This is a genomic window from Pseudoxanthomonas taiwanensis (genome assembly GCF_010093135.1).
Taxonomy (GTDB): Bacteria; Pseudomonadota; Gammaproteobacteria; order Xanthomonadales; family Xanthomonadaceae; genus Pseudoxanthomonas; species Pseudoxanthomonas taiwanensis.
On sequence record NZ_PDWK01000004.1, the window covers coordinates 1 to 26777 of the forward strand.

At 72.6% G+C, this 26777-nt stretch carries 20 protein-coding genes, 1 other RNA gene and 2 pseudogenes; 11 read left to right on the top strand and 12 right to left on the bottom strand.

Annotated features, from left to right (window positions below):
• Positions 1–120, top strand: a pseudogene (locus CR938_RS14920) (IS30 family transposase); the annotation flags it as partial.
• A gap of 298 nt (positions 121–418) precedes the next feature.
• Here the strand turns inward: CR938_RS14920 and rpiA are convergent.
• From rpiA to CR938_RS01505, 7 genes are all read right to left on the bottom strand, one after another.
• Positions 419–1066 (bottom strand): ribose-5-phosphate isomerase RpiA, encoded by a 648-nt coding sequence (gene rpiA / locus CR938_RS01475; protein ID WP_162123311.1) that lies wholly within the window; start codon positions 1064–1066, stop codon positions 419–421.
• Positions 1067–1118: 52 nt separating this feature from the next.
• Positions 1119–1589: an EVE domain-containing protein gene (locus CR938_RS01480; protein ID WP_162123312.1), complete on the bottom strand. Its 471-nt coding sequence runs from the start codon at positions 1587–1589 to the stop codon at positions 1119–1121.
• Entirely contained in the window at positions 1586–2185 is a 600-nt protein-coding gene (locus CR938_RS01485) for a 5-formyltetrahydrofolate cyclo-ligase (protein ID WP_162123313.1), read from the bottom strand. The genes CR938_RS01480 and CR938_RS01485 overlap by 4 nt, the downstream gene beginning before the upstream one ends.
• 113 nt (positions 2186–2298) lie before the next feature.
• A non-coding RNA gene (gene ssrS, locus CR938_RS01490) (6S RNA) lies at positions 2299–2482 on the bottom strand.
• Positions 2483–2582: 100 nt separating this feature from the next.
• Positions 2583–2894, bottom strand: coding sequence for a cell division protein ZapA (locus CR938_RS01495; RefSeq protein ID WP_162123314.1), 312 nt, complete (start codon positions 2892–2894; stop codon positions 2583–2585).
• The gene (locus tag CR938_RS01500; RefSeq protein ID WP_162123315.1) at positions 2891–3115 is read right to left on the bottom strand and encodes a TIGR02449 family protein; all 225 of its coding nucleotides are present in this window, start codon (positions 3113–3115) and stop codon (positions 2891–2893) included. The genes CR938_RS01495 and CR938_RS01500 overlap by 4 nt, the downstream gene beginning before the upstream one ends.
• 52 nt (positions 3116–3167) lie before the next feature.
• On the bottom strand, positions 3168–5333 hold the full coding sequence (locus CR938_RS01505) for a putative bifunctional diguanylate cyclase/phosphodiesterase (RefSeq protein ID WP_162123316.1): 2166 nt from the start codon (positions 5331–5333) through the stop codon (positions 3168–3170).
• A 207-nt stretch (positions 5334–5540) separates the two neighbouring features.
• Here CR938_RS01505 and CR938_RS01510 point away from each other — a divergent pair, with 207 nt between their 5' ends.
• The 3 genes from CR938_RS01510 to scpC all read left to right on the top strand — a co-directional run bounded on the left by CR938_RS01510 (position 5541) and on the right by scpC (position 9074).
• Positions 5541–6086: a UPF0149 family protein gene (locus CR938_RS01510; protein WP_162123317.1), complete on the top strand. Its 546-nt coding sequence runs from the start codon at positions 5541–5543 to the stop codon at positions 6084–6086.
• 5 nt (positions 6087–6091) lie between these two features.
• Positions 6092–7420: a Xaa-Pro aminopeptidase gene (gene pepP, locus CR938_RS01515; protein WP_162123373.1), complete on the top strand. Its 1329-nt coding sequence runs from the start codon at positions 6092–6094 to the stop codon at positions 7418–7420.
• Between the two features lie 139 nt (positions 7421–7559).
• The gene (gene scpC, locus CR938_RS01520) at positions 7560–9074 is read left to right on the top strand and encodes a succinyl-CoA:acetate CoA-transferase ScpC (protein WP_162123318.1); all 1515 of its coding nucleotides are present in this window, start codon (positions 7560–7562) and stop codon (positions 9072–9074) included.
• Between the two features lie 78 nt (positions 9075–9152).
• Here the strand turns inward: scpC and cysK are convergent, their stop codons facing one another.
• The gene (gene cysK / locus CR938_RS01525; RefSeq protein ID WP_162123319.1) at positions 9153–10112 is read right to left on the bottom strand and encodes a cysteine synthase A; all 960 of its coding nucleotides are present in this window, start codon (positions 10110–10112) and stop codon (positions 9153–9155) included.
• Between the two features lie 35 nt (positions 10113–10147).
• A pseudogene (cobA, locus tag CR938_RS01530) lies at positions 10148–10996 on the bottom strand (uroporphyrinogen-III C-methyltransferase); the annotation flags it as partial.
• Positions 10997–11125: 129 nt separating this feature from the next.
• On the opposite strand from cobA, the gene CR938_RS01535 reads away from it, so the two are divergent.
• On the top strand, positions 11126–12109 hold the full coding sequence (locus CR938_RS01535; protein WP_162123320.1) for a LysR family transcriptional regulator: 984 nt from the start codon (positions 11126–11128) through the stop codon (positions 12107–12109).
• Positions 12110–12263: 154 nt separating this feature from the next.
• Here CR938_RS01535 and CR938_RS01540 read toward each other — a convergent pair whose 3' ends face one another.
• The 3 genes from CR938_RS01540 to CR938_RS01550 are packed head-to-tail and all read right to left on the bottom strand — an operon-like array spanning position 12264 to position 16609.
• Positions 12264–12995, bottom strand: coding sequence for a phosphoadenylyl-sulfate reductase (locus CR938_RS01540; RefSeq protein ID WP_162123321.1), 732 nt, complete (start codon positions 12993–12995; stop codon positions 12264–12266).
• Between the two features lie 29 nt (positions 12996–13024).
• A complete protein-coding gene (gene cysI / locus CR938_RS01545; protein ID WP_162123322.1) occupies positions 13025–14752 on the bottom strand; it encodes an assimilatory sulfite reductase (NADPH) hemoprotein subunit in 1728 nt (575 codons plus the stop codon).
• A 6-nt stretch (positions 14753–14758) separates the two neighbouring features.
• Complete coding sequence (locus CR938_RS01550) at positions 14759–16609, bottom strand: assimilatory sulfite reductase (NADPH) flavoprotein subunit (RefSeq protein WP_162123323.1); 1851 nt, start codon at positions 16607–16609, stop codon at positions 14759–14761.
• 210 nt (positions 16610–16819) lie between these two features.
• Between CR938_RS01550 and cysD the strand changes: the two genes are divergently transcribed.
• The 6 genes from cysD to CR938_RS01580 all read left to right on the top strand — a co-directional run bounded on the left by cysD (position 16820) and on the right by CR938_RS01580 (position 26606).
• The gene (cysD, locus tag CR938_RS01555) at positions 16820–17728 is read left to right on the top strand and encodes a sulfate adenylyltransferase subunit CysD (RefSeq protein ID WP_162123324.1); all 909 of its coding nucleotides are present in this window, start codon (positions 16820–16822) and stop codon (positions 17726–17728) included.
• Positions 17728–19647, top strand: coding sequence for a sulfate adenylyltransferase subunit CysN (gene cysN, locus CR938_RS01560; protein ID WP_162123325.1), 1920 nt, complete (start codon positions 17728–17730; stop codon positions 19645–19647). The genes cysD and cysN overlap by 1 nt, the downstream gene beginning before the upstream one ends.
• 139 nt (positions 19648–19786) lie before the next feature.
• Entirely contained in the window at positions 19787–20845 is a 1059-nt protein-coding gene (locus tag CR938_RS01565; RefSeq protein WP_425502400.1) for an efflux RND transporter periplasmic adaptor subunit, read from the top strand.
• Positions 20846–20849: 4 nt separating this feature from the next.
• A complete protein-coding gene (locus tag CR938_RS01570) occupies positions 20850–23984 on the top strand; it encodes an efflux RND transporter permease subunit (protein ID WP_162123327.1) in 3135 nt (1044 codons plus the stop codon).
• 290 nt (positions 23985–24274) lie between these two features.
• Complete coding sequence (locus tag CR938_RS01575; RefSeq protein WP_162123328.1) at positions 24275–25780, top strand: alanine/glycine:cation symporter family protein; 1506 nt, start codon at positions 24275–24277, stop codon at positions 25778–25780.
• 22 nt (positions 25781–25802) lie between these two features.
• Complete coding sequence (locus tag CR938_RS01580) at positions 25803–26606, top strand: TrmH family RNA methyltransferase (RefSeq protein ID WP_343038552.1); 804 nt, start codon at positions 25803–25805, stop codon at positions 26604–26606.
• Positions 26607–26777: the final 171 nt, after the last annotated feature.

The following is a 26777-nucleotide window of genomic DNA, read 5'->3' on the forward strand; positions in this document are numbered from 1 at the left end:
AATGACATTGCCCGCCTGCTCAACGGCCGACCGAGGGAAACGCTGGGGTGGAAAACCCCGGAAGAGGTCCTGGCCGAAGAGATGGCGAAATTCTCATCCGGTGTTGCGCTTGCAAGTTGAGACCAAGGTTCCAGTAGAGCTGGCGCTTGCCGGTCTCGGTGACGTACTCGACCCGCCCGCCATTGACCAGTACCCGGCAGTGCTCGAGGTAATAGAGGTTCGCCCGCTTGGAATGCAGGATCGTCCTGAGATCCGACGGCGACAGCTCGTCCATTGCAGCCTCCGCAGCTCCATCGGGGGCTGATGGCGCCAATCCGTTCCGCAGCCCCTCGCGGAAATCATCCGTGCGGAATGTCTCAGAGCGCGCGACGGATGCAAAGTGGGGGGCGCCGGACATCGTCGCCGGCGGCGGGCGGACTCAGAACACCTGCGGAGGCTCGCCGCCGACGATCACGATGTCGGCCGGACGGCGGGCGAACAGGCCCACGGTGACCACGCCGGGGATCTGGTTGAGCTCGGCCTCCAGTGCCACCGGGTCGGTGATGCGCAGGTTGTGCACGTCCAGGATCCAGTTGCCGTTGTCGGTGACCACGCCCTCGCGCCACACCGGCTGGCCGCCGGTCAGGGCCAGGATGCGGCGGGCCACCAGGCTGCGCGCCATCGGGATCACCTCCACCGGCAGGGGGAACCTGCCCAGCACCGGCACCTGCTTGCTCGGGTCGATGATGCAGACGAAGGTCTCGCTGGCCTCGGCGATGATCTTCTCGCGGGTCAGCGCGGCGCCGCCGCCCTTGATCAGGCGCTTGTGCGGGTCGCACTCGTCGGCGCCGTCCACGTACAGCTTCAGCGGGCCGGCGGCATTGGCGTCCAGCACCTCGATGCCCAGCGCCTTCAGCCGCGCGGTGCTCTGCTCGGAGCTGGACACCGCGCCGGCGATGCGGTCGCGGATCCGGCCCAGCGCCTCGATGAAGTAGGCCACGGTGGAACCGGTGCCGACGCCGACGACCATGCCGTCCTCGACGTACTCGATGGCCTTTTCGCCGGCCAGGCGCTTGGCTTCGCTCATGGATGTGCGGATGCGGGATGGAGGATGGGGCAGGTGGCGCGGCGGGCGCGGGTCATTCCAGCGACAGCAGCAGCTTCCACTGCGCGGCGGTGACCGGCATCACCGACAGGCGGTTGCCGCGCGCGACCAGCGGGAAGCCCTCGCCCAGCGCGTCGGCGTGGCGCTTGATCTCTTCCAGCGGGATCGTGCGGCGCAGCTTGCGCTCGAACTTCACGTCCACCAGGTACCAGCGCGGCTGCTCGCGGGTGGCCCTGGGGTCGTAGTACTCCGACTTCGGATCGAACTGGGTCTCGTCCGGGTAGGCGTGGCTGGCCACGCTGGCGATGCCGACGATGCCCGGCACCGCGGTGTTGGAGTGGTAGAACAGCACGCCGTCACCGACCTGCATGCCGTCGCGCATGAAGTTGCGCGCCTGGTAGTTGCGCACGCCGTTCCACGGCTCCACGCCCACGCGTTCCAGGTCGTCGATGGAGAAGGTGTCCGGCTCGGACTTCATGAGCCAGTAGCGCTTGCGGGGCGTCATGCGAGCAGGGCGTCGGGGTTGCGGAGCAGGGTGGCGGTCTCGGTGCAGATCGCGTCGGGCACCACGTCCCAGGCCTGCGGCTCCAGCCGCGGCACCTGCTGCACGTCGAAGCCGGCGCCGACCAGCCAGGGCGGCGCGGCGCGGCCGAGGCGGAACGCGAAGCTGCGATCATACCAACCGCCCCCCATGCCCAGCCGCTGGCCGGCCGCGTCGAAGCCCACCAGCGGCATCACCACCAGGTCCATCGCCTCGGCCGGCAGCGCCGAGGCCGGCGCCACGTCCGGCTCGGGGATGCCGTAGCGGTTGGTGACCAGCGGGTCGCCCGGGCGCCACGGCGCGAAGCGCAGCAGCCGGTCCGGTTCGTGCAGCACCGGCAGGCAGTAGACCAGGCCCGCCGGCAGGCGCAGCTGCAGCGCGTGCAGGGCGATCTCGCCGTCCAGCGCCCAGTAGCCGGCCACGTAGCCGCGCGCCGGCAGGAACGGCAGGGCGAGGATGCGCCCGGCCAGCGCGTCGGCGGCGGCGATGCGGGTCGCCGCGGGCAGTTCGCGGCGGCGTTGGCGCAACTGCGTGCGCAGCGTGGCCCGGTCCTGGGTCATCGGGGGTTCCGGCATGGGGGTGGCCGCATCATCGCGGACCGGGCGCGCCACGCCAAGCCGGGGCCCGGATACGACAACGCCTCCCGTCGGGGGGGAGGCGCTGTCCGGATGAGGCATTCTCCGCCATGCCGATGCGGCAAAACGACCTTGAACCCGAGGTTCAAGTGGGGAGGCTCAAGAGGCCATCGGGCTTCCCGCTGCGTGGCGGACATGCACTCCCGGCCCCATCGCGTCCCCGGTGTCGTTTTTAAGGGACAAGGTGAATGTTTGGCCAGCTGTCGCACACGGCAGAGAACGCGGGAGCCATTATAGCCGCCCGGCCGGGCGTGCCTAGTCCGGGCCGCGTGTTCAGGCAAGGGAATCTGTCGATCCGCGCGGCCGGACGGCCAAGACGTGGTCAATCGTGCACGGCCGGCGCCGGCCCCAGCAGGCCGTCCAGGCGCCTGTTCAGGGTGTCCAGGGTGCGGGCCAGCTCCCGGTCCAGCGCCTCGCGCTCCTGCCGCAGCTGCTGCAGCTCGTGGGCCAGGTTGAGCGCGGCCAGCACGGCGATCCGGTCCAGCGAGACCATGCGGTTGTTGCCGCGCAGCTCGCGCATGCGCGAATCCAGCAGGCGGGCGGCCGCCATCAGGCTGTCGCGCTCACCGCTGGGCACGCCCACGGTGTAGTCGCGGTCGAGGATCCGGACTTCGACCGGTTCGGTGGCGCTCACGTGTGCTGCTCCAGCGACTTCAGCCGCGCGATCATGGCCTCCACCCGCGACCGCGCCATCTCGTTCTTGTGCAGCAGCTGGGCGCGCTCGCCGATCAGCTGCTCCTGCTGCTGGCGCAGGCTGCGGTTCTCGTCGGCCAGGCGCTGGCAGCGGTCGGCCAGGGCCTCGACGCGCGCGGCCAGGGCACGGAGCTGGGCGATGACGTCGGTGGCGGGGTCCATGGCGGCCACGATAGGCAGCGCCCGCCGGCCCGGTCAAGCAGGCCGCCACGGCTCAGGCCGGCAGCGCTTCCTGCTGGCGGATGAAGGCCAAGCACTCGTCGCGGGGCATGGCCGCGGCGATGTAATGGCCCTGGATCTCGTCGCAGCCCTGCTCGCGCAGGAGCTGCAGCTGGCCGGCCGTCTCCACGCCTTCGGCGACCACGGTCAGGGCCAGCGAGTGGCCCATGGTGATGACCGTGCTGGTGATGGCCTCGTCGTCCGGGTCGCGGGTCAGGTCGCCGATGAACTCGCGGTCGATCTTGAGCGTGGTCAGCGGCAGGCGCTTGAGGTAGGCCAGCGAGGAGTAGCCGGTGCCGAAGTCGTCCACCGCCACACCCACGCCCAGGGCGCGGCAGGCATGCAGCACGCTGGCGCTGCGCTCGATGTTGGCCATGATCGCGCTCTCGGTCAGCTCAAGTTCGAGCAGGCCGGAGGCCACCCCGGTCTCGGCCAGGATCCGGGTCAGGGTGCCGGGCAGGTCGCCGCGCAGCAGCTGGATGGCCGAGACGTTGACCGACATGCGCAGGCCGTGCAGGCCGGCCTCGCGCCACTGGCGCAGGGTGGCGCAGGCCTCCTTCAGCACCCACTCGCCGATCTCCAGGATCAGGCCGGTGTCCTCGGCCAGCGGGATGAACTGGTCCGGCGGCACCGCGCCCAGCTCCGGGGTGCGCCAGCGCAGCAGCGCCTCGGCGCCGACCACGCGGCGGTCGCGCAGCGAGTAGCGCGGCTGGTAGACCACGGTCAGCTCGTCACGCTCCAGCACCCGCCGCAGCAGGCTGGTCAGGGTGGCGCGGCGGCGGACCGATTCGTCCATGTCGGCCGAGTAGACCTGCCAGGTGCGGCGGCCGGCGGCCTTGGCCTGGTACATGGCCGTGTCGGCGTGCTTGATCAGCTCGGTCGGCACCTGGGCGTGGTCGGGGAACAGGCTGATGCCGATCGAGGGGCAGATGCTGATCTCGTGGTGGTCGCCGAACACCAGCGGCGGCGCGAACGCCTCGATCACCCGGCGCGCGGCGTCCTCGGCCTGCTCCAGCGACTCCACGCTCTCCAGGACCACGGTGAACTCGTCGCCGCCCAGGCGGGCGACGGTGTGGTGCGTGCCGACCGCCTGCTGCACGCGCTCGGCCGCCGCGCGCAGCACCTTGTCGCCGGCGGTGTGGCCCAGCGAGTCGTTGACGTCCTTGAAGCGGTCCAGGTCCAGGAACAGCACCGCCACGCGGCCGCCCTCGCGGCGGGCGCGGACGATGGCCCGGGCCAGGCGCTCGGACAGCAGGGCGCGGTTGGGCAGGCCGGTGAGCGGGTCGTAGTTGGCCAGGTAGCGCAGCTCCTGCTCGGCACGCTTCTGCTCGGTGATGTCCGACAGCACCACCACGTGGAAGCTGTGGTCGCCGGCGGCATCCTGGATGCCGTTGTGGCGGACGTGGCAGAGGATTTCCTCGCCGTCGCTGCGGGTCATCCACAGGTTGCCCTGCCACTGGCCGTGGCGGTCGAACTCCATCTGCAGCGGCCGGGCGTGCTCGCTGCGGCTGTCGGCGTCCAGCAGGGCGAACGGGCGGCCCAGCACCTGCACGTCGCTGTAGCCGGTGATGCGGCTGAAGGCCGGGTTGACCGCGACGAAGTGCAGGTCGCGGTCCAGCACCGCCACCGCCTCGCTCATGCTGCGCAGCACCTCGCTGGCGATGCGCCGCTCGGCGTCGGCATGGCGGCTGGCGGTGGTGTCGCGCGCGGTGCCGGCCAGGCGGCGCGGGCGGCCGTAGTCGTCGCGCTCCACCGTGCGGCCGCGCACCCGTACCCAGATCCACTCGCCGCTGCCGTCCGGGTCGATGCGGTGCTCGGAGGTGAACAGCGGCTCGGCGCCGCGCAGGTGCGCGCGCAGGCGGCGCAGCACCTGCGGGCGGTCGTACGGGTGCACCGGTGGCAATGCGATGCGACGCGTGGTCACCGCCAGGCCGGTGCCGCCGCCCGGCTCGCCCTCGTCGCTGTGCAGCAGGTGCAGCTGGCGGCGGCGCAGGTCGAAGTCCCAGAAGTGCTCGCCCGAGCCCCACAGCGCCAGGGTCAGGTGTTCCTCGCGCGCGCGCAGTGCCTCGGCCTGTTCGGCGTGGCTGCTGCGCCAGTGCCAGAGCAGGACCAGCACCAGGAGCAGCAGCCCGACGGCGACCGACATCAGTAGCGCGGTCATGTGCGGCGGGTCCGGCGGCTGGGTCCACACGGGCGGATGCGCGCGGCGACGGACGGCATGGAGGACCGGTGGATTGGGGAGCTATTCAGGCGAGTGTAGGCACGGCCGCGTGCCGGCGACAAGCCATCCACGGGCGCGGTTGCTACACTGCGCGCATCCGGCGCGGCGCATGCCCGCCGCGCCCTTCCCGCCGGGAGCCAGGTGCCCATGCAAGAACGGCCCAACCCCCACGAGGTCGCCGCCGCCAGCCGCGAGCTGGGCCTGGCCGTGTCCGCCTCCGAACTGCACGGTGCCCTGTGCGGCTGGCTGGCCGGGGGCGGGGGCGACGGGGCCGACTGGCTGGGCAGGGAGATGGCCAACCCGGACCTGCCGGTGCCGCCGCGCGACGGCACCCTGGACCGTCTGCGCCGGGCCAGCGCCGCGCAGCTGGGCGACGGCGACTTCTCCTTCCAGCTGCTGCTGGAGGAGGCCGACGCGCCGCTGCGCCATCGCGCCCAGGCCCTGTTCGACTGGTGCCGCAGCTTCCTCGGCGGCTTCGGCCTGGCCGCCGGCGCCACCCCGCCGCTGTCGGAAGAGGGCGACGAGGCGCTCAGGGACCTGGCCAAGCTCGCCGCCGCGCGGGTGCAGGACATCGAGGAGGACGAGGAGGACGAGTCCGCCCTCTCCGAACTGGAGGAATTCGTCCGGGTGGCGGCGCTGCTGCTGCACGGCGACTGCGTCCTGGGGCCGCGTCACCGCCGCAGCCTGAACTGACCATGCTGCGCGCGCTCACCGGCATCCCGGCGGCCGAGTTCGCCCGCCGCCGCCGCCAGCTCATGCGCATGGCCGGCGAGGACGCCATCCTGATCCTGCCGGCGGCCCCGCAGCGGGTGCGCAGCCACGACACCCATTACCCGTACCGCCAGGACTCGGACTTCTGGTACCTGTGCGGCTTCCCGGAACCGGAGGCGGTGCTGGTGCTGGTGCCCGGCCGCCGCCACGGCGAGGCGCTGCTGTTCTGCCGCGAGCGCGATCCCGAGCGCGAGGCCTGGGACGGCCCGCGCGCCGGCCAGGAGGGCGCGGTGGCGGACTTCGGCATGGACGACGCCTACCCGATCGACGACCTGGACGACATCCTGCCGGGCCTGCTGGAAGGACGCTCGCGGGTCTACTACCACTTCGGCCGCGACGCCGAGTTCGACCTCAAGCTGATCGGCTGGGTCAACCGCGTGCGCGCCCAGGTGCGGCACGGCGCGCAGCCGCCGCACGAGTTCCTCGAGCTTGGCCACCTGCTGCACGAGATGCGCCTGTTCAAATCGCGCGAGGAGGTGCGGCTGATGCGCAAGGCGGCCGAGATCAGCGTGCGCGCCCACGAGGCGGCCATGCGCGCGGCGCGCCCGGGCATCCACGAGTACGAGCTGCAGGCCGAGATCGAGCGCGTGTTCCGCGCCGCTGACGCCTGGCCGGCCTACGGCACCATCGTCGGCGCCGGCGCCAATGCCTGCGTGCTGCACTACGTGGCCAACAACGCCCGCGCCCGCGACGGCGACCTGGTGCTGGTCGATGCCGGCGCCGAGTACCGCAACTACGCCGCCGACATCACGCGCACCTTCCCGGTGGGCGGCCGCTTCAGCCGCGAGCAGCGCGCGCTGCACGACCTGGTCGGCCAGGCGCAGGCCGCGGCGCTGGCGCAGGCACGGCCGGGTGTGCCGTTCGCGGCCATGCACGAGGCGGCGGTGGCGACCTTGACCGAGGGCCTGCTGCGCCTGGGCCTGCTGCGCGGCAGCCTGGAGGAGAACATCGCCGAGGGCCGCTACAAGCGCTTCTACCCGCACAAGAGCGGCCACTGGCTGGGCCTGGACGTGCACGACGTGGGCGACTACCGCATCGACGGCGAGCCGCGCCTGCTGGAGCCGGGCATGGTCCTGACCATCGAGCCGGGCCTGTACGTCCGTCCCGACGACACCGGCGTGCCGGCCAGGTGGCGCGGCATCGGCATCCGCACCGAGGACGACGTGCTGATCACCGCCGACGGCCACCGCGTGCTCACCGAGGGCCTGCCGCGCTCGGCCGACGAGATCGAGGCGTTCATGGCCGCGCGTGGCTGAAGGCCGGCGCATTGCGCACAAAACGCCGGCCAGGGCAATAAGCCGAAGATCGAAGGACGGGGCGCGCCCCGCGCCGGACCCCCTCGCGGTGGCGGCCGTTACAATCGGCTGTTCCCCTGCGTCTTGCTCCCCCACCACCATGACCAAAGAGCGCATCGCCCACGCCGGCCTGGCGTCCCGGCTCATGTCCGCGGAACAGGCCGCCGCCCTGATCGAACCGGGGATGGCCGTGGGCATGAGCGGCTTCACCGGCGCCGGCTATCCCAAGGCCGTGCCGCAGGCGCTGGCCGCCCGCATCGAGGCCGCGCGCGGGCGCGGCGAACCGTTCGCCATCCGCATCCTCACCGGCGCCTCCACCGCGCCGGAGCTGGATGGCGCCCTGGCGCGCGCCGGCGGCATCGAGTTCCGCCTGCCCTACCAGTCCGACCCGGAACTGCGCGGGCGCATCAACGGCGGCCAGATCGAGTACATGGACGTCCACCTGGGCCACGTCGCCCAGCATGCGCTGTTCGGTTTCCTCGGCCGGATCGACCTGGCCATCGTCGAGGTCACCGCGATCCTGCCCGACGGCCGCCTGGTGCCCTCCACCTCGGTGGGCAACAACAAGACCTGGCTGGACCTGGCCGACAAGGTCATCCTCGAGGTCAACCACCGCCAGCCGCTGGGGCTGGACGGCATGCACGACATCTACTACGGCACGGCCAAGCCGCCGCACCGCAAGCCGATCCCGCTCACCCATCCGGGCGACCGCATCGGTGAGCCGTACCTGAAGGTGGACCTGGACAAGGTGGTGGCGGTGGTGGAGAGCGACGCGCCGGACCGCATCGGCCGCTTCGCGCCGATCGACGAGGTTTCCCGCGCCATCGCCGGCCACCTCGTGGAGTTCTTCCGCCACGAGATCAGGGCCGGGCGCCTGGGCGAGCGGCTGCTGCCGCTGCAGTCGGGCGTGGGCAACATCGCCAACGCGGTGCTGGCCGGCCTGCACGAGGGCGGCTTTCGTGGCCTGACCGCGTTCACCGAGGTGATCCAGGACGGGATGCTGGAGCTGATCGGCAACGGCACCATCGAGGTCGCCTCGGCCACCTCGTTCTCGCTCAGCCCCGAGGGCGTGGAGGAGTTCAACCGCAACATCGAGCTGTACCGCAGGAAGATCATCCTGCGCCCGCAGGAGATCTCCAACCACGCCGAGCTGGTGCGCCGCCTGGGCGTGATCGGCATGAACGGCATGGTCGAGGCCGACCTGTACGGCAACGTGAACTCCACCCACGTCTGCGGCACCAGCATCATCAACGGCATCGGCGGCTCGGGCGACTTCGCCCGCAACGGCTTCATGTCCTGCTTCCTGAGCCCGAGCACGGCCAAGAACGGTGCCATCTCCGCATTCGTGCCGATGGTCAGCCACGTGGACCACACCGAGCACGACGTGGCGGTGCTGGTCAGCGAGCAGGGCCTGGCCGACCTGCGCGGCCTGTCGCCCAAGCAGCGCGCGCGGGCCATCATCAACCACTGCGCGCACCCGGACTACCGGCCGCTGCTGCAGGACTACTTCGACCGCGCCATGCGCGACAGCAAGGGCCGGCACACCCCGCACCTGCTGGCCGAGGCGCTGTCCTGGCACCAGCGCTACCTGGAGACCGGCTCGATGAAGCCCTGACCGCGGCTTCCCGCCGGGCGGAACGAAGAAGGGCGGCCGTCGGCCGCCCTGCCGGTCTTCCGGGCAACGCGGGCCGGATCAGCCCAGCGATTCCAGCCACTCGTCGTCCGAGCCTTCGTTGATGCCCTCGAACAGCGGGGTGGAGAAGTAGCGCTCGCCGGTGTCCGGCAGCATGGCCAGCAGCACCGAGCCTTCCGGGGCGTCCTCGGCCACCTTCAGCGCCGCGGCCACGGTGGCGCCGGCGGAGATGCCCACGAAGATGCCTTCCTCGGCCGCCAGCCGGCGCGCGGTGGCGATGGCGTCCTCGTCGGACACGCCGATGATGCGGTCGGCGACCTGGCGGTTGAGCACGGCCGGCACGAAGTCCGGGGTCCAGCCCTGGATCTTGTGCGGCTTCCACTCGTTGCCGGCCAGCAGCGAGGCGTTGGCCGGCTCGGCGGCGGTGATCTTCACCTCCGGGCGGGCGGTGCGCAGTACCTCGCCCACGCCGGTCAGGGTGCCGCCGGTGCCCCAGCCGCTGATGAAGTGGTCCAGGCGGCGGCCGGCGAAGTCGCGCAGGATCTCCGCCGCGGTGGTCTGGCGGTGGTAGGCCGGATTGGCCGGGTTCTCGAACTGGCGGGCCAGGAACCAGCCGTGCTTCTTCGCCAGTTCCTCGGCCTTGCGCACCATGCCGCTGCCGCGCTCGGCCGCCGGGGTGAGGATGACCTTGGCGCCGAAGGCGCGCATCAGCTTGCGCCGCTCCACCGAGAAGGTCTCCACCATGGTGGCCACGAACTTGTAGCCGCGTGCCGCGGCGACCATGGCCAGGGCCACGCCGGTGTTGCCCGAGGTCGCCTCCACGATGGTGTCGCCGGGCTTGAGCAGGCCCTTGGCCTCGGCATCGAGGATGATGGCCAGGGCCAGGCGGTCCTTCACCGAGCCGCCGGGGTTGAACGCCTCCACCTTGGCGTAGAGCTCCACGTGTGGCGGGGCGACGCGGTGCAGCCGCACGACCGGGGTGCGGCCGATGGTGTCCAGGATGCTGTCGTAGATGGCCATGGGAGTGTCCTTGGGTGATGCGGGGAATGGGGGATTCAGGCGGCGCGCGCGACGCCGGGCATGGGCGGCCCCGGCGGCGCGCCGCCGAACCAGTGCAGCCGCCCGGCCAGGGCGGCCACTTGGCCCAGTATCAGCAGCGCGGGTGAGGCCACTGCATGCGCGCGGGCGGTGGCCGGCAGCCCGTCCAGGGTGCCGGTGAGCACGCGCTGCCCGGAGTGCGTGCCGTTCTCGACCAGGGCGAAGGGCGTGGCCGGGTCGGCGCCGGCGGCCAGCAGCCGGTCCTGGACCTGCTCCAGGGTGCCCACGCCCATGTACAGGGCCAGGGTCTGGCGCGGCCGGGCCAGCGCCTCCCAGTCCAGCGTGTCCAGCGAATCGCGGCAGTGCGCGGTGGCCAAGCGCAGGGACTGGGCGTGGTCGCGGTGGGTCAGCGGGATGCCGGCGTAGGCGGCGCAGCCCAGCGCCGCGGTCACCCCCGGCACCACCCGGTAGGGGATGCCGTGGGCGCGCAGGAACTCCAGCTCCTCGCCGCCGCGGCCGAACACGAACGGGTCGCCGCCCTTGAGCCGGACCACGCGCCGGCCGGCGCGGGCATGGGCGAGCATCAGCTCGTGGATCTGTTCCTGGCGGACGCCGTGGCCGCCCGAGAGCTTGCCGACCGGCACCAGCCGCGCGTCCGGATGGGCCAGGGCCAGCACGCCCTCGCCGACCAGGCGGTCGTGCAGCACCACCTCGGCGGCCTCGAGGGCGCGCAGGGCATGCAGGGTCAGCAGGCCGGGGTCGCCCGGGCCGGCGCCGACCAGGGCGACGCTGCCGGGCGGGAAATCGGCAGGCGGCATGGTGGGGCGGGGCACGCGCACGTGGGGCTCGCTACGGTCCGGAACGGTGTTGGCGAACCTAGCGCCAGCTCATAACCAGCGGAAATTACCAAACGCCGCCTGTTTATAACTTTCAGTTATAAGAAACGCCGGCTGTTTCTTTTAAATTCAGGACGTCGCTGGCCAGGCATGCCCTCCATGACGCTCACCCAGCTGCGCTACCTCGTCGCCATCGCGGATGCAGGGTTGAACATCACCCTGGCGGCACAGCGCGTGCACGCCACCCAGCCCGGCCTGTCCAAGCAGATCAAGCAGCTGGAGGACGAGCTGGGCTTCCTGCTGTTCGTGCGCAAGGGACGCAGCCTGGAATCGATCACGCCCGCCGGGGCCGAGGTGCTGGAGCGGGCGCGCGTGATCCTGGCCGAGGCGGCCAACATCCGCGCCTACGCCGCCAACCGCCGGCGCGAGAGCCAGGGGCCTCTGACCCTGGGCACCACCCACACCCAGGCGCGCTTCGTGCTGCCGCCGGCCATCGCCCGGATCAAGCGCGAGTTCCCGCAGGTGAGCGTGCACCTGCAGCAGGCCGCCGAGGGCGCGGCGCTGGACCTGCTGGGGCGGGGCGATGCCGACATGGCGGTGGTCAGCACCGCCGGCCCGGCGCCGCAGGGCGGGGTGGCCGTGCCGCTGTACCGCTGGCGACGCCTGGTGGTGGTGCCGCGCGGCCATGCCCTCGACCGCGCCGGAACCGCGCCGGACATGCACGGGCTGGCGCGCCATCCGCTGATCAGCTACGAGTCGTCCACCCGGCCCGAATCCTCGCTGCGCCGCGCCTTCGCCGGCCTGGGCCTGGAGCCGCACATTGCCCTGACCGCGCTGGACGCGGACCTGATCAAGACCTACGTGCGCGCCGGCCTGGGCGTGGGCCTGCTGGCGGAGATGGCGGTCAGCAGCGGCGATGCCGACCTGCGCGCCTGGCCGGCGCCGGCGGCCATCCCCGAGTGCACCGCCTGGGCGGTGCTGCCGCGCGACCGCGTGCTGCGCGACTACGCGCTGGAACTGGTGCACGCGCTGGCTCCGCAGATCGACAAGCGCGACCTGCGCCGGGTGCTGGACGGCAACCTGGAGCCGCGCTGGCCCGAGCCGCCGAGCTGGGAGTCGCTCACCCAGACCATCACCAGCTGAGCCGGGCGCGGCGCAGGCCGCCGCGGCGACCCGGTCGGCCCGTCCGGCGGCGGCGCTCAGGCGCCCCATGCCGAATGCTTCCTGCGCGGGTGCACGCGCGGTGACCGGACGCATCCGTCGCCTCGCCGCTGCCCCGGTTCCTGTGGACGGGGGCTCAGATGTCATGGATGCCGCACTCGCGCTTGAGGCCGAAGAAGCGGGTGTCCTCCTCGCGCATGCCCGGTTCCCAGCGGCGGGTGGTGTGGACGTCGCCGATGGACACGTAGCCCTGGTGCCACAGCGGGTGGTAGGGCAGGTCGTGCTTCTTCATGTACCGCCACACGTCGCGGTCGCTCCAGTCGGCGATCGGGTTGACCTTCAGCCGGTGCCCGCGGCGCTGCAGGATCGGGGTGTTGGCGCGGCTGGCCGACTGGCTGCGGCGCAGGCCGGTGAACCAGGTGCCCACGTCCAGCTCGTCCAGGGCGCGGCGCATCGGTTCGACCTTGCGCAGCTGGTTGTAGTTGTCCAGGCCTTCCACGCCCTGCTCCCACAGGCGGCCGTGGCGGGCCTCCATCCATGCGCGGCTGATCAGCGGGCGGTACACCTTGAGGTTGAGCTGCAGCCGTTCGGTCAGCTCGTCGGCGAAGCGGTAGGTCTCGGGGAACAGGTAGCCGGTGTCGATCAGGATCACCGGGATGTCCGGCTTCTGCCGGGTGACCATGTGCAGGGTCACGGCCGCCTGCGCGCCGAAGCTGGAGGACAGCGCCGGATTGCCGTGGCCGTAGGCCAGGGCCCAGGCCACGCGCTGTTCGGCGTCCATGGCCTCCAGTTCGGCATTGAGCGCTGCCAGGTCCGGCTCTTCGGGGTCGGGGGCGTTGGCGGCGTCGCGCGGTGCGGTGAGGCTCATCGGGGCAACTCCGGAAGCAGGGGATGGTTTCAGGCGGTGGCGGCGGCGGGCTCGGCTTCGGCCTGCGCCGCTTCGACCTGGACGTGGGTGGGGTAGGGCGGCAGGGCGATGATCCCGGCGCGGTGCAGGAAATCGCCAAAGCGCTCGCCGGGCAGGCGCTCGGCGGCGTAGCGGCCCAACAGCGGGTCCAGCGCCTCGAGGATCTCGGTCTCGGTGACGTTCTCGCGGTACAGGGTGTTGAGCCGCGTGCCGCGGTGGTCGGCGCCCAGCATCAGGTTGTAGCGGCCCGGCGCCTTGCCGACCAGCGCGATCTCGCCCAGGTACGGACGCGAACAGCCGTTGGGGCAGCCGGAGATGCGCAGCAGGATCGGCGCCTCGGCCAGGCCGTGCCTGTCCAGCAGCGGCTGCAGCTTCGCGGTGAAGGCCGGCAGGTAGCGCTCGGCCTCGGCCATGGCCAGGCCGCAGGTGGGCAGGGCCACGCAGGCCATGGCCGTGCGCGCCAGCGCACTGGGCGCGCGGCCGTCGGCGTCCAGGGCGTGGGCGCGCACCAGCGCCTCGATGCGCGCGCGCTCGCCGGCCGGCACGTCGGCGATGACCAGGTTCTGGTTGGCGGTCAGACGGAAGTGGCCGCGGTGCACGTTGGCGATCTCGCGCAGGCCGGTCAGGTGCGGCCGCCCCGGCAGGTCGGCGATGCGGCCGCTGGCGATGGACACGGTCAGGTGCCAGCGGCCTCCTTCGCCCTCGACCCAGCCGAGGCGGTCGCCGTTGTGGTCGAAGCGGAACGGACGCGCCGGCTGCAGCTCCAGCCCGGCCTCGGCCTGCATGCGCGCGACCACCGTTTCCAGGCCGTGGCGGTCGATGGTGTACTTGAAGCGGGCGTGCTTGCGCTCGCCGCGGTCGCCCAGGTCGCGCTGCACCACCAGCGCGGCGCGGGCGATGTCCAGCACCTGCTGCGGTGCGACGAAGCCGACCACGCTGGCCAGGCGCGGGTAGGTCGCCGGATCGCCGTGGGTGGCGCCCATGCCGCCGCCGATGACGACGTTGAAGCCGGCCAGGCGGCCGTCCTCCCCGGCGATGGCGATCAGGCCGAAGTCGTTGGCGAACACGTCCACGTCGTTGGTCGGCGGCACCGCCACGGCCATCTTGAACTTGCGCGGCAGGTATGCGCGGCCGTAGACCGGCTCCTCCTCCTGGCCGCTGTCGGCCAGCTTCTCCCCATCCAGCCAGATCTCGTAGTAGGCACGCGTACGCGGCAGGAACGCCTCCGACAGCCGCCGCGCCCATTCGTGCACCTCGGCGTGCAGGCGCGACTGCAGCGGGTTGCTGCTGGCCACCACGTTGCGGTTGACGTCGCCGCAGGCGGCGATGGTGTCCAGCACCGCGGCGTGGATGGCCTGCATCGTCGCCTTGAGCTCGCGCTTGACCACGCCGTGGAACTGGAAGGTCTGGCGGGTGGTGATGCGCAACGAGTGGTTGGCGAAGGTGCGGGCGATGTGGTCCAGCTTCAGCCACTGCGCCGGGGTGAACACGCCGCCGGGGGCGCGGATGCGGATCATGAACTGGTAGGCCGGCTCCAGCTTCTGCCGGCGCCGCTCGTCGCGCAGGTCGCGGTCGTCCTGCTGGTAGCTGCCGTGGAACTTGATGATGCGCTGGTCCTCCTCCGACAGCCCGCCGGTGGTCGGGTCGGCCAGGCCCTCGGCGAGGGTGCCGCGCAGGCCGCGGCTGCGGATCTTGGTGTCTTCGACGGAGTGGCTCATGGCGGCTCAGTAGACGTCGCGGCTGTAGCGGCCGGCCGCCTGCAGGGCGGCGAGGTGTTCGGCGGCGGCTTCGGCGTCACCGCCGGTGTGCGCGGCCACGATCTCCAGCAGCGCGGCGTGCACGTCGCGGCCCATGGCCACGCTGCCGCACACGTACAGGTGCGCGCCGCCCTCGAGCCAGCTCCACAGCTCGCGGCCGTGTTCGCGCATGCGGTCCTGCACGTGGACGCGCCCCGGCTGGTCGCGGGAGAAGGCCAGGTCCAGGCGGTGCAGCAGGCCGCGGCGCAGCGCGTCCTGCCACTCGGCCTGGTACAGGAAGCCGGTCTCGAAGTGGCGCGCGCCGAAGAACAGCCAGTTGCGCCCGCTGGCGCCGGTCTCGGCGCGCTCCTGCAGGAAGCCGCGGAACGGGGCCACGCCGGTGCCGGGGCCGACCATGATCATGTCGACGCTGCCGTCGGCCGGGACGCGGAAGCGTTCGTTGGGTTCCAGGTACACCGGCACCCGCGCGCCTTCCTCCAGGGCGGCCAGGAAGGCGCTGGCCGCGCCGGTGTGGTCGTGGCCGTGGGCGTGGTAGCGGACCACGTCCACCGCCAGGTGTGCCTCCTCGCCCACGTGCTTGCGGCTGGAGGCGATGGAGTACAGGCGCGGCGCGGCCGGGCGCAGTGCCTCGACGAAGGCGGTCGGGTCCCAATCCGCCGGCCAGCGGCGCAGCAGGTCGACCAGCTGGTGGTCGGCCAGCAGCGCCGCCCGGCCGGCAGGCTGGGTCGGGTCGAGCAGCCGGCGCAGCGCCTGCGCCCCGGACCGCTCGGCGTGCGCGGCCAGGAACGGGCGCGACAGCCGGGTCAGCTCGCGGCGCGCGGCCAGCCACTCGTGCAGGGGGAGAGTCTCGCCGCCGAGCGTGACGGGCGTGTTGCCGTCCAGGCGCGCGGCCTGCAGCACGGCCTCCACCAGCGGCGCCGGGTTGCGGTGGACGATGCCCAGGGCATCGCCCGGCGCGTAGGCCAGGCCGGAACCCTCCAGCGACAGCTCAAGGTGGCGCACGTCCTTGTCCGGCCCGGCGTAGCGGCGGAAGCCGGTGCCGCGGAAGGCGCGCCCGGGGATCCGCTGCGGCGCCAGCAGTTCGGCGGGGAGCGGGCGTTCGCGCGACCGGGCCGCGGCGGGGCGCAGCGGGGTGACCGTGGCCGGCGGCACCGCCGGTGCCGGCGCACGTTGCAACAGCTCGCCGGCGCGGGCCAGCACCTGCTCGCGCCAGGGTGCGGCCACGGTGTCGATGTCCAGGTCGGCCAGCGCGGCCTCGGCCACGCGCTGCGCGCCCAGCTCGGCCAGGCGCGCGTCGATGCGCCGGGCGATGCCGCAGAAGTCCGCGTAGCTGCTGTCGCCCAGGCCCAGCACCGCGTACTTCAGCTCCGGCAGCTTCGGCGCGCGCCTGCCGAACAGGAACTCGGCGAAGCCGGCCGCATCGTCCGGCGGGTCGCCCTCGCCCTGGGTGCTGATGACGATGTACAGCAGGCGCTCGCCGGCCAGCTCGCGCGCCGGATAGGCGTCGGCGCGGACCAGACGCACCGCCAGGCCGGCCGCTTCCGCCGCCTGGGCCAGCTTCTCGGCCTCGCGGCGGGCGTTGCCGGTCTGGGTGCCGTACAGCACGGTCAGGCGCGCGCCGGACTGCGCCGCCGTGGCCGGTGCCGCGCCGCCCGGCAGCACCGCCAGCTGCGGCGCGCCGTGGCCCTGGGCCAGGCCGGCGGCGTAGCCGGACAGCCACCACAGCGAAGGGGCGTCCAGCCCGTCGACCAGGCGGGCCAGCAGGGCACGGCGGGTCTCGTCCAGCGGACTGGGCAGCGCGGTGGGCGCGGCGGTCATCTCGGGCGGCCTGGCGGAAGCGTCGGCTTCGACGGGGCATCGATCCTATGCAGGCGCGCGCCGCCACAGAAACGGCGCGTGGTTATTGGCTTATACTCTGGCCTTATTTCCGGACGTGACCGCGCGCCCGGATACTGGCCGGCCTGGCGGATGGCCCGCTCCGCCGGCCGCCAGCCCACGGGTCGCCGCGGCATACACGAACCGAGCCGAATGAGCCCAGCCCCCCTCTCCCACCTCGATCGCCTGGAAGCGGAAAGCATCCACATCCTGCGCGAGGTCGCGGCCGAGTTCCGCAACCCGGTGCTGCTGTATTCGGTGGGCAAGGACAGCTCGGTGCTGCTGCACCTGCTGCTGAAGGCCTTCGCGCCGGCGCGACCGCCGATCCCGCTGCTGCACGTGGACACCGGCTGGAAGTTCCGCGAGATGATCGCCTTCCGCGACCGCCGCGCCGCGGAAACGGGGGTCGAACTGCGCACCTGGACCAACCCGGAAGGCCTGGCCCAGGGCATCAATCCGATCACCCACGGCGCCACCGTGCACACCGACGTGATGAAGACCCGGGCGCTGAAGCAGGCGCTGGACAGGTGGGGCTTCGACGCGGCCATCGGCGGCGCGCGCCGCGACGAGGAGAAGTCGCGCGCCAAGGAGCGCGTGTTCTCCTTCCGCGACGCCAACCACCGCTGGGACCCCCGGCGCCAGCGCCCGGAACTGTGGAACCTCTACAACACGCGCATCCACAAGGGTGAGAGCGTGCGTGTGTTCCCGCTGTCCAACTGGACCGAGCTGGACGTGTGGCTGTACATCTACCGGGAGGGCATCCCGGTGGTGCCGCTGTACTTCGCCGCGCCACGGCCGGTGGTCGAGCGCGACGGCACGCTGATCATGGTGGACGACGAGCGCCTGCCGCTGCGCCCGGGCGAGGTGCCGCGGCTGCGCAGCGTGCGCTTCCGCACCCTGGGCTGCTATCCGCTGACCGGCGCGATCGAGTCGCGCGCCGACACCCTGGAGAAGGTCATCGCCGAGATGCTGGAGGCGACCACCTCCGAGCGCCAGGGCCGGGGGATCGACCACGATCCGTCCGCCTCGATGGAACGCAAGAAGCAGGAGGGCTACTTCTGATGGGCGCCGACGCCACCGCACCGGAAGCGGCCGGCGGCCTGGCCGCGCGGCTGCGCCAGCACGAGGCGCGCCCGCTGCTGCGCCTGATCACCTGCGGCAGCGTGGACGACGGCAAGAGCACCCTGATCGGGCGTCTGCTGTACGAGACCGGCCGGGTGCCCGAGGACCAGCTGGCCGCGCTGCGGGCCGACAGCCGCCGCCATGGCACCCAGGGCGGGCGCATCGACTACGCGCTGCTGCTGGACGGGCTGTCCGCCGAGCGCGAGCAGGGCATCACCATCGACGTGGCCTACCGCTACTTCGACACCGAGCGGCGCAAGTTCATCGTCGCCGACTGCCCCGGCCACGAGCAGTACACCCGCAACATGGCCACCGGCGCCTCCACCGCCGACCTGGCGGTGGTGCTGGTGGACGCGCGCAAGGGCCTGCTGCCGCAGACCCGCCGGCACAGCTACATCGTCTCGCTGCTGGGCATCGGCCACGTGGTGCTGGCGGTCAACAAGATGGACCTGGTCGGTTACGACCAGGCCACCTTCGAGGCCATCGCCACCGGTTACCGCGCGCTGGCCGCGCAGCTGGGCATCCCGCACGTCCAGGCCATCCCGCTGTCGGCGCTGGAGGGCGACAATCTGCTTGCACGCTCGCCCAACACGCCCTGGTACGACGGTCCGGCGCTGCTGGAGCACCTGGAGTCGGTGGAGGCGGGCGGCGCCGCGGACGCCGGCCCGCGGCGCCTGCCGGTGCAGGGGGTCAACCGCCCGCACCAGGACTTCCGCGGCTTCGCCGGCACCATCGCCGCCGGCAGCGTGGCCCCGGGCGACGAGGTGGTGGTGCTGCCCTCCGGCCGGCGCTCGCGGGTGGCCGCGGTGCTGGGGCCGGACGGCCCGCTGCCGCGCGCCCGTGCCGGCCAGGCGGTGACCCTGACCCTGGCCGACGAGATCGACGTGGGCCGCGGCGACGCGCTCGCCGCCGCCGGCGACCCGCCGCAGGTGGCCGACCAGTTCGCCGCGCACGTGCTGTGGATGGGCGAGGCGCCGCTGCTGCCCGGCCGGCCGTACTGGCTGAAGATCGGCACCCGCACCGTGGCCGCCAGCATCAGCGAGATCAAGCACCGGGTGGACGTGGACACCCAGGAGCGGCTGGCGGCCAAGCGCCTGGAGCTGAACGAGGTCGGCTACTGCAACCTGGCGCTGGAGGCGCCGGTGGCCTTCGCCCCGTACCGGGAGAACCGCACCCTGGGCGGCTTCATCCTGATCGACCGGCAGAGCCACGACACCGTCGGCGCCGGCACCCTGGACTTCGCCCTGCGCCGGGCCAGCAACGTGCACTGGCAGCACCTGGACGTGGACCGGGCCGCGCGCGCCCGGCTCAAGGGACAGGTGCCGAAGGTGGTGTGGTTCACCGGCCTGTCCGGCGCCGGCAAGTCCACCCTGGCCAACCTGGTGGACAGGCGCCTGCACGCGATGGGCTACCACACCTTCGTGCTGGACGGCGACAACGTGCGCCACGGCCTGAACCGCGACCTGGGCTTCACCGACGAGGACCGGGTGGAGAACATCCGCCGCGTGGCCGAGGTGGCCCGGCTGATGACCGACGCCGGCCTGATCGTGCTGGTCAGCTTCATTTCCCCGTTCCGGGCCGAGCGCCGGATGGCGCGGGAGCGCTTCGCCCCCGGCGAGTTCATCGAGGTCTTCGTGGACGTGCCGCTGGAGGTGGCCGAGGCGCGCGACGCCAAGGGCCTGTACCGCAAGGCCCGCGCCGGCCTGATCCCCAACTTCACCGGCATCAGCTCCCCCTACGAGCCGCCGGAGCGGCCGGAGCTGCACCTGGACGCCACCGCCCCGCCGGAGGCGCTGGTGGAGCAGGTCCTGGCGGCCCTGGACCTGGACGGACACGGCGGCGTCACGCCTCCCGCCTGACCCTGCGACCATGCGCCGGCGTTTGCCGGGCTTGGTCCCGCCCCCGTGCGGCGGCGCATGTCAACCATCGGCACATCCGGGCGCCGGCGGCCCCGGCTAGACTCGGTGGTTTGTCATGGTTGCAGTCCCGAGGGTTTCGATGTCGTCACGTTTCCTGGCCATGGGCGCGGTCCTGGCGGCCGCCATCGCGGTTGCCGCATGCAGCCGCGAGGCGTCCGGCCCGCGGGCCCCGTCCGCGGTGACGGTCACCACCCGGACCGTGCAGCCGGTGGCCTGGAGCGACACGGTGCAGGCCCTGGGCACGGCCCGCGCCCGGGAGTCGGTGGAGCTGACCGCCAAGGTCAGCGAGATCGTCGAGCAGGTGCACTTCGAGAGCGGCCAGCAGGTGCGCGCCGGCCAGCCGCTGGTGACCCTGCGCGGCGAGGCCCAGGAGGCCGCGCTGCGCGAGGCCCAGGCCGCCTATGAGGAGGCCGAGCAGCAGCTGCGCCGGCTGGAGGGCCTGGCCGCCCAGCAGCTGGTCTCGCGCCAGACCCTGGACACCCAGCGCGCCACCCGTGACGCCGCCGCCGCGCGCGTGCGGCAGATGCAGTCGGACATCCGCGACCGTCACGTGCGCGCCCCGTTCGACGGCGTGCTGGGCATCCGCCGGATCAGCCCCGGTGCGCTGCTGACCCCCTCCACGGTGATCGCCACCCTGGACGACATCTCGCGCATGTACGTGGACTTCCAGGTGCCGGAGACGGCGCTGGCGGCCATGGTCCCGGGCGCGCGGGTGGTGGCCACCGCCGCGGCCTGGCCGGACCGGGAATTCAGCGGCGTGGTCGAGACCGTGGACGCACGGGTGGACCCGGAAACGCGCGCGGTCACCGTGCGCGCGGTGTTCGACAACCCCGAACGCCTGCTGCGCCCGGGCATGCTGCTGCAAGTGCACCTGTTCCGGCCCGAGCGCCAGGCCCTGGTGGTGCCGGAGATCGCGGTGACCCAGATGGGCCGCGACTCCTACGTGTACCGCGTGGACGCCGAGGACAGGGTGCAGCAGGTGCCGGTGCGCACCGGCGTGCGCCGCGACGGCCAGGTGGAGATCGTGGAGGGCCTGGCCGCCGGCGACCGCATCGTGGTCCACGGCACCGGCAAGGTGCGTCCCGGGATGAAGGTGGCCGAGGCCCAGGCCGGGGCCCCGGCGGCGGCGCGGGACTGAAGCCATGAAGCTGTCCGACCTGTCGATCCGGCGGCCGGTGCTGGCCGTGGTGATCAGCCTGCTGCTGATCGTGCTGGGCGTGATGTCGTTCACCCGGCTGACCCTGCGCGAGCTGCCCAACATCGACCCGCCCATCGTCTCGGTGCAGGTCAGATACCCGGGCGCCTCGGCGGCGGTGGTGGAGACCCGCATCACCCAGATCCTCGAGGACGCGCTGTCGGGCATCGAGGGCATCAACACCATCCAGTCGCAGAGCCGCAACGGCCGCGCCGACGTCACCATCGAGTTCCGCCTGACCCGCGACATCGAGGCCGCGGCCAACGACGTGCGCGACCGTGTCAGCCGGGTGATGGACCGCCTGCCCGACGAGGCCGACCCGCCCGAGGTGGCCAAGGTCGAGGCCGACGCCGACGTCATCCTCTGGCTCAACATGCGCTCCACCACCATGGACACGCTGGAGCTGACCGATTACGCCGAGCGCTACGTGGTGGACCGGCTGTCCTCGCTGGATGGCGTGGCCCGCGTGCAGCTGGGCGGCAGCCAGCGCTATGCCATGCGCATCTGGCTGGACCGCGACGCCATGGCCGCGCGCGGCATCACCGCCAGCGACGTGGAGGCGGCCCTGCGCGCGGAGAACGTCGAGCTGCCGGCCGGCCGCCTCGAGTCGGAGGCGCGCGACTTCACCCTGCGCGTGGAGCGCGGCTACCGCAGCGCCGAGCAGTTCGCCCAGCTGCCGATCCGCAAGGGCGCGGACGGCTACGTGGTGCGCCTGGGCGACGTGGCCACCGTCGAGCTGGGCCCGGAGGAGCGCCGTTCCTACCTGCGTAGCAACGGCGTACCCAACGTCGGCCTGGGCATCGTCCGCACCTCCACCGCCAACGCCCTGGACGTGGTCCGCGCCGCGCGCGCCGAGGCCGAGCGCATCCAGCAGTCGTTGCCGGAGGGCACCGACATCTTCGTGGCCTACGACAGCACGGTGTTCATCGACGCCTCGATCAAGCGCGTGTACTGGACCCTGGTCGAGGCCATCGTGCTGGTGGTGGCGGTGATCTGGCTGTTCCTGGGCAGCCTGCGCGCGGCGCTGATCCCGGCGGTGACCGTGCCGGTGTGCGTGATCGCCGCGTTCATGGGCCTGTACGCGTTCGACTTCTCCATCAACCTGCTCACCCTGCTGGCCCTGGTGCTGTGCATCGGCCTGGTGGTGGACGACGCCATCGTGGTGCTGGAGAACGTGCAGCGGCGCGCCGACCTGGGCGAGCCGCCGCTGGTGGCCGCGCGCCGCGGCACCGCGCAGGTGGCCTTCGCGGTGATCGCCACCACCGCGGTGCTGGTGGCGGTGTTCCTGCCGGTGGGCTTCATGGAGGGCAACACCGGCCGCCTGTTCCGCGAGCTGTCGGTGGCCCTGGCCACCGCGGTGGCGCTGTCGGCGTTCGTGGCCCTGACCCTGACTCCGATGATGTGCTCCAAGCTGGTGCGCCCGCACGCGCGCCAGTCCGGCTTCAACGCCTGGATGAACCGCCAGCTCGCGCGCCTGAGTGCCGGCTACGGGCGCCAGGTGGCGCGCCTGGTGGCACTGCCGCCACGGCGCGTGCTGCTGATGGTGGTGCTGGCCATGGCGGCGTGCCTGGCGCTGACCGCGCTGCTGTTCTGGAAGGTGCCCAGCGAGCTGGCCCCGGCCGAGGACCGTGGCCGCTTCTTCGTGATGGTGGACGCGCCCGAGGGTGCCGGCTTCGACTACACCGTCGAGCAGCTCCAGCAGGTCGAGAGCATCATCGCCGCGCACACCGGCGAGGACCAGCCGATCCAGCGCGCCAATTCGCGGGCCCCGCGCGGCTGGGGCGGCGGCGAGGAGATGCACACCGCTCAGGTGGTGGTGTTCATGCAGGACTGGCGCGAGCGCACGGTCAGCACCGAGGAGGTGGCTGCGCAGCTGCGCCGCGAGTTCGCCCGGCTGCCGGGCGTGCAGGCGCGCGTGAACCTGCCCGGCGGCCTGGTCGGCAGCCGCGGCCAGCGCTACCAGCTGGTGCTGGGCGGCCCGGACTACGAGGAGCTGGTGCAGTGGCGCGACCGCATGCTGGCGCGCATCGCCGAGAACCCGGGCCTGGTGGACATCGACACCGACTACAAGGAGACCCGCCCGCAGATGCGCGTGGTCATCGACCGCCAGCGCGCGGCCGACCTGGGCGTGTCGGTGCAGGAGATCGGCCGCACCCTGGAGACCATGATGGGCTCGCGCCGGGTGACCACCTTCGTGGACAACGGCGAGGAGTACGAGGTGATGGTGCAGGCCGGGCGTGAGCGCCGCGCCTCGCCGGCCGACCTTGCCAACACCTACGTGCGCGGCCGCGGCGGCGCGCTGGTGCCGCTGTCCAACCTGGTGACCCTGACCGAGATCGCCGAGCCGGGCACCTTCAACCGCTTCAACCGCCTGCGCGCCATCACCATCAGCGGCGGCCTGGCGCCCGGCTACACCATGGGCGAGGCGCTGGCCTGGACCCGCCAGGTGGCGGCCGAGGAGCTGCCGGACTACGCGCAGATCGACTGGAAGGGCGAGTCGCGCGAGTACCAGGAGGCCGGTGGCGCGATCGTGGTGACCTTCACCCTGGCGCTGCTGGTGGTGTACCTGGTGCTGGCCGCACAGTTCGAGAGCTTCATCCACCCGTTCGTGATCATGCTCACCGTGCCGCTGGCGGTGCTGGGCGCGCTGATCGGCCTGTGGGTGACCGGCGGCACGCTCAACCTGTTCAGCCAGATCGGCATCGTCATGCTGGTGGGCCTGGCGGCCAAGAACGGCATCCTGATCGTGGAGTTCGCCAACCAGCTGCGCGACGAGGGTCGCAGCGTGGTCGCGGCCATCGCCGAGGCCTCGGCGGTGCGCCTGCGCCCGATCCTGATGACCGCCGCGGCCACGGTGATGGGCGCGGTGCCGCTGGTGGTGGCCGGCGGCCCCGGCTCGGCCAGCCGCGCGACCATCGGCGTGGTGGTGATCTTCGGCGTCAGCTTCGCCACGCTGCTGACCCTGTACGTGGTGCCGGCGTTCTACGCGCTGCTGGCGCCGTTCACCCGCTCGCCGGAGGCGGTGGCGCGCGAGCTGGAGGCGCTGGAGCGGCAGACCCCGCCGGTGGGCGGCCATGGCTGAGGCGGGGTGCCCGGACGCGGTTCGGCGGCAGGGCCCCGGCTTCGTCCCGCGCCGCCGGCGGCGGGCAGCCTGGCGGCACCGTGCTGGACGGCCCCCGGCCCCAGCCCGGGTGCCGCCGAAGAACGGTTTCCGGAGGAGGGCGTGCGGTGCGCCGTGCCGGGATGGACGGCACGCACGACGTGCGCCTGTTCGGCCGCCCGCGGGGCGGAACGCGGGTTTTCCGCCGCCGGCCAATTGGTAGAGAATCGGACCGCCCCGCCGCGGGGCGTTTTCATCATCTGGGGGAGCCAGTGCAATCCATCATCAATGCCATCAACGGCATCATCTGGAGCGATGCCCTGATCGCGCTGTGCCTTGGCGCCGGCCTGTGGTTTTCCTTCCGCACCCGCTTCATGCAGGTGCGCGGCTTCCCCGAGATGTGCAGGCTGACCGTCGGCGGGCAGAAGTCCGAGGCCGGCGTGTCCTCGTTCCAGGCCCTGGCCATCTCCATGGCCGGGCGCATGGGCATCGGCAACATCGCCGGCGTGGCCACCGCCATCGGCTACGGCGGCCCGGGCGCGGTGTTCTGGATGTGGGTGATGGGCCTGCTGGGCGCCTCCACCTCCTACGTCGAGTGTACCCTGGCGCAGATCTACAAGGAGAAGGACGCCGAGGGCCGCTACCGCGGCGGCCCGGCCTACTACATCGAGAAGGCCATGGGCCTGAAGGCCTACGCCATGGTCTTCGCGGTAGCCACCATCGTCGCCGCCGGCTTCCTGATGCCGGGCGTGCAGGCCAATGCCATCGCCGACAGCGCCAGCAACGTCCTGTGCGGCAGCCAGGCCGCGCTGTGCGATTCGCTGGGCGGCACGCCCTGGCTGAAGCTGTGGGTCGGCCTGGCCGTGGCCGGCCTGCTGGCACTGATCATCTTCGGCGGCATCAAGCGCATCGCCGCCTTCGCCGAGCTGGTGGTGCCGTTCATGGCCGCCGCCTTCATCCTGATGGCGGTGCTGGTGATGCTGTTCAACCTGGAGAAGGTGCCGCGCATGTTCGCCGACATCTTCTCCAGCGCCTTCGGCGCGCACGCCGCCTTCGGCGCGATCATCGGCCAGGCCGTGGCCTGGGGCGTCAAGCGCGGCGTCTACGCCAACGAGGCCGGCCAGGGTACCGGCCCGCACGCGGCCGCCGCCGCCGAGGTCTCGCACCCGGCCAAGCAGGGCTTCGTGCAGGCCTTCGCCATCTACTTCGACACCATGCTGGTGTGCACCTCCACCGCCTTCCTGCTGCTGTCCACCGGCATGTACAACACCTTCCGCGTGGTGGTCGAGGACGGCGCCGAGAAGCTGGAGGCGGTGGTGACCGGCGTGCCGGGCCTGCTGCCCTCCGAGGGTGCGCAGTTCGCCCAGGCCGCGGTCGAGTCGGTGCTGCCGGGCTGGGGCGCGGGCTTCGTGGCGCTGGCGCTGTTCTTCTTCGCCTTCACCACGATCATGGCCTACTACTACATGGCCGAGACCAACCTCACCTACCTGGCCGGCGTGCGCAAGACGCATCCGCTGGCGACCTTCCTGCTGCGCGTCGGCATCATCGGCATGGTCGTGTTCGGCGCCTACCACAACGCCGCCACGGCCTGGACCCTGGGCGACATCGGCGTGGGCGTGATGGCCTGGCTCAACATCATCGCCATCCTGATCCTGCAGAAGCCGGCGCTGCTGGCCCTGCGTGACTACGAGCGGCAGAAGAAGCTGGGCGTGGACCCGGTGTTCGATCCGGACGCGCTGGGCATCCGCAACGCCGACTTCTGGAAGCGGCAGGGCTGAGATGGCCGCCGGGGAGCGCCGCATGCCGCCCCGTGGCGGGACCGGCGGCGCCCCGCGGCGGGCGTCCCCGCCGCCGCGCCCGCCGGCCGCGCGCACTGAGGAGGTGCGCCTGTACGGCCTGAACGCGGTGCGCGCGGTGTTCGAGCGCCGCCCGCAGGCCATCCGCAAGCTGTACCTGGCCGAGGCGCGCATCCCCGCGCTCAAGCCGCTGCTGGCCTGGTGCGTGCGCCAGCGGGTGGGCTACCGTGTGGTGGACACGCAGGACCTGGACCGGCTGGCCGGCAGCACCCACCACGAGGGCGTGGTGGCCGACGTGCTCAGGTCGGCGCCGCTGCCGCTGCAGGCCTGGCTGCAGGCGCTGCCGGCCGGACCGGCACTGGCGATATGGCTGGACGGCGTGGGCAACCCGCACAACTTCGGCGCCATCCTGCGCTCGGCCGCGCACTTCGGCGCGGCGGTGCTGTTGCCGCCGCAGTCCGCCCTGGCCGTGTCCGGCGCCGCCGCGCGCGCGGCCGAGGGCGGCGCCGAGGCGGCGCCGCTGGTGCGCCTGGACGAGGTGGCCGTTGCGCTGGCGCGGCTGCGCCGGGCCGGCTTCAGCCGGGCGGCGACGGTGGTGCGCGAGGGCGCGGACCTGTTCGCCACGCCGCTGCCGGCGCGGCTGGTGTACGTGATGGGCGCCGAGGGCGAGGGTATGGATCCGGCGCTGGCCGCGGCCTGCGACCTGCGGCTTTCGATCCCGGGCACCGGTGCGGTGGAGAGCCTCAACGTGGCCGCCGCCACCGCGGTGTTCCTGGCGCAGTGGGCCGCGCGCGGGGACCGCCTGTAGGAGCCGCACCGGCGGCGACGCGACGGGGCATCCGGTCGCGTCGCCTGCCCCCGTATCGATGGTGCGTGCGTGCCGCTCCGGTTGGGGTGGTGCTTGGCGCGGGCAGCGGATGCGGCGGCCGGGTCGCCGCGTACGTGCTGTCTGCAGGGGCGCAGTGCATGCCGGGCGCGC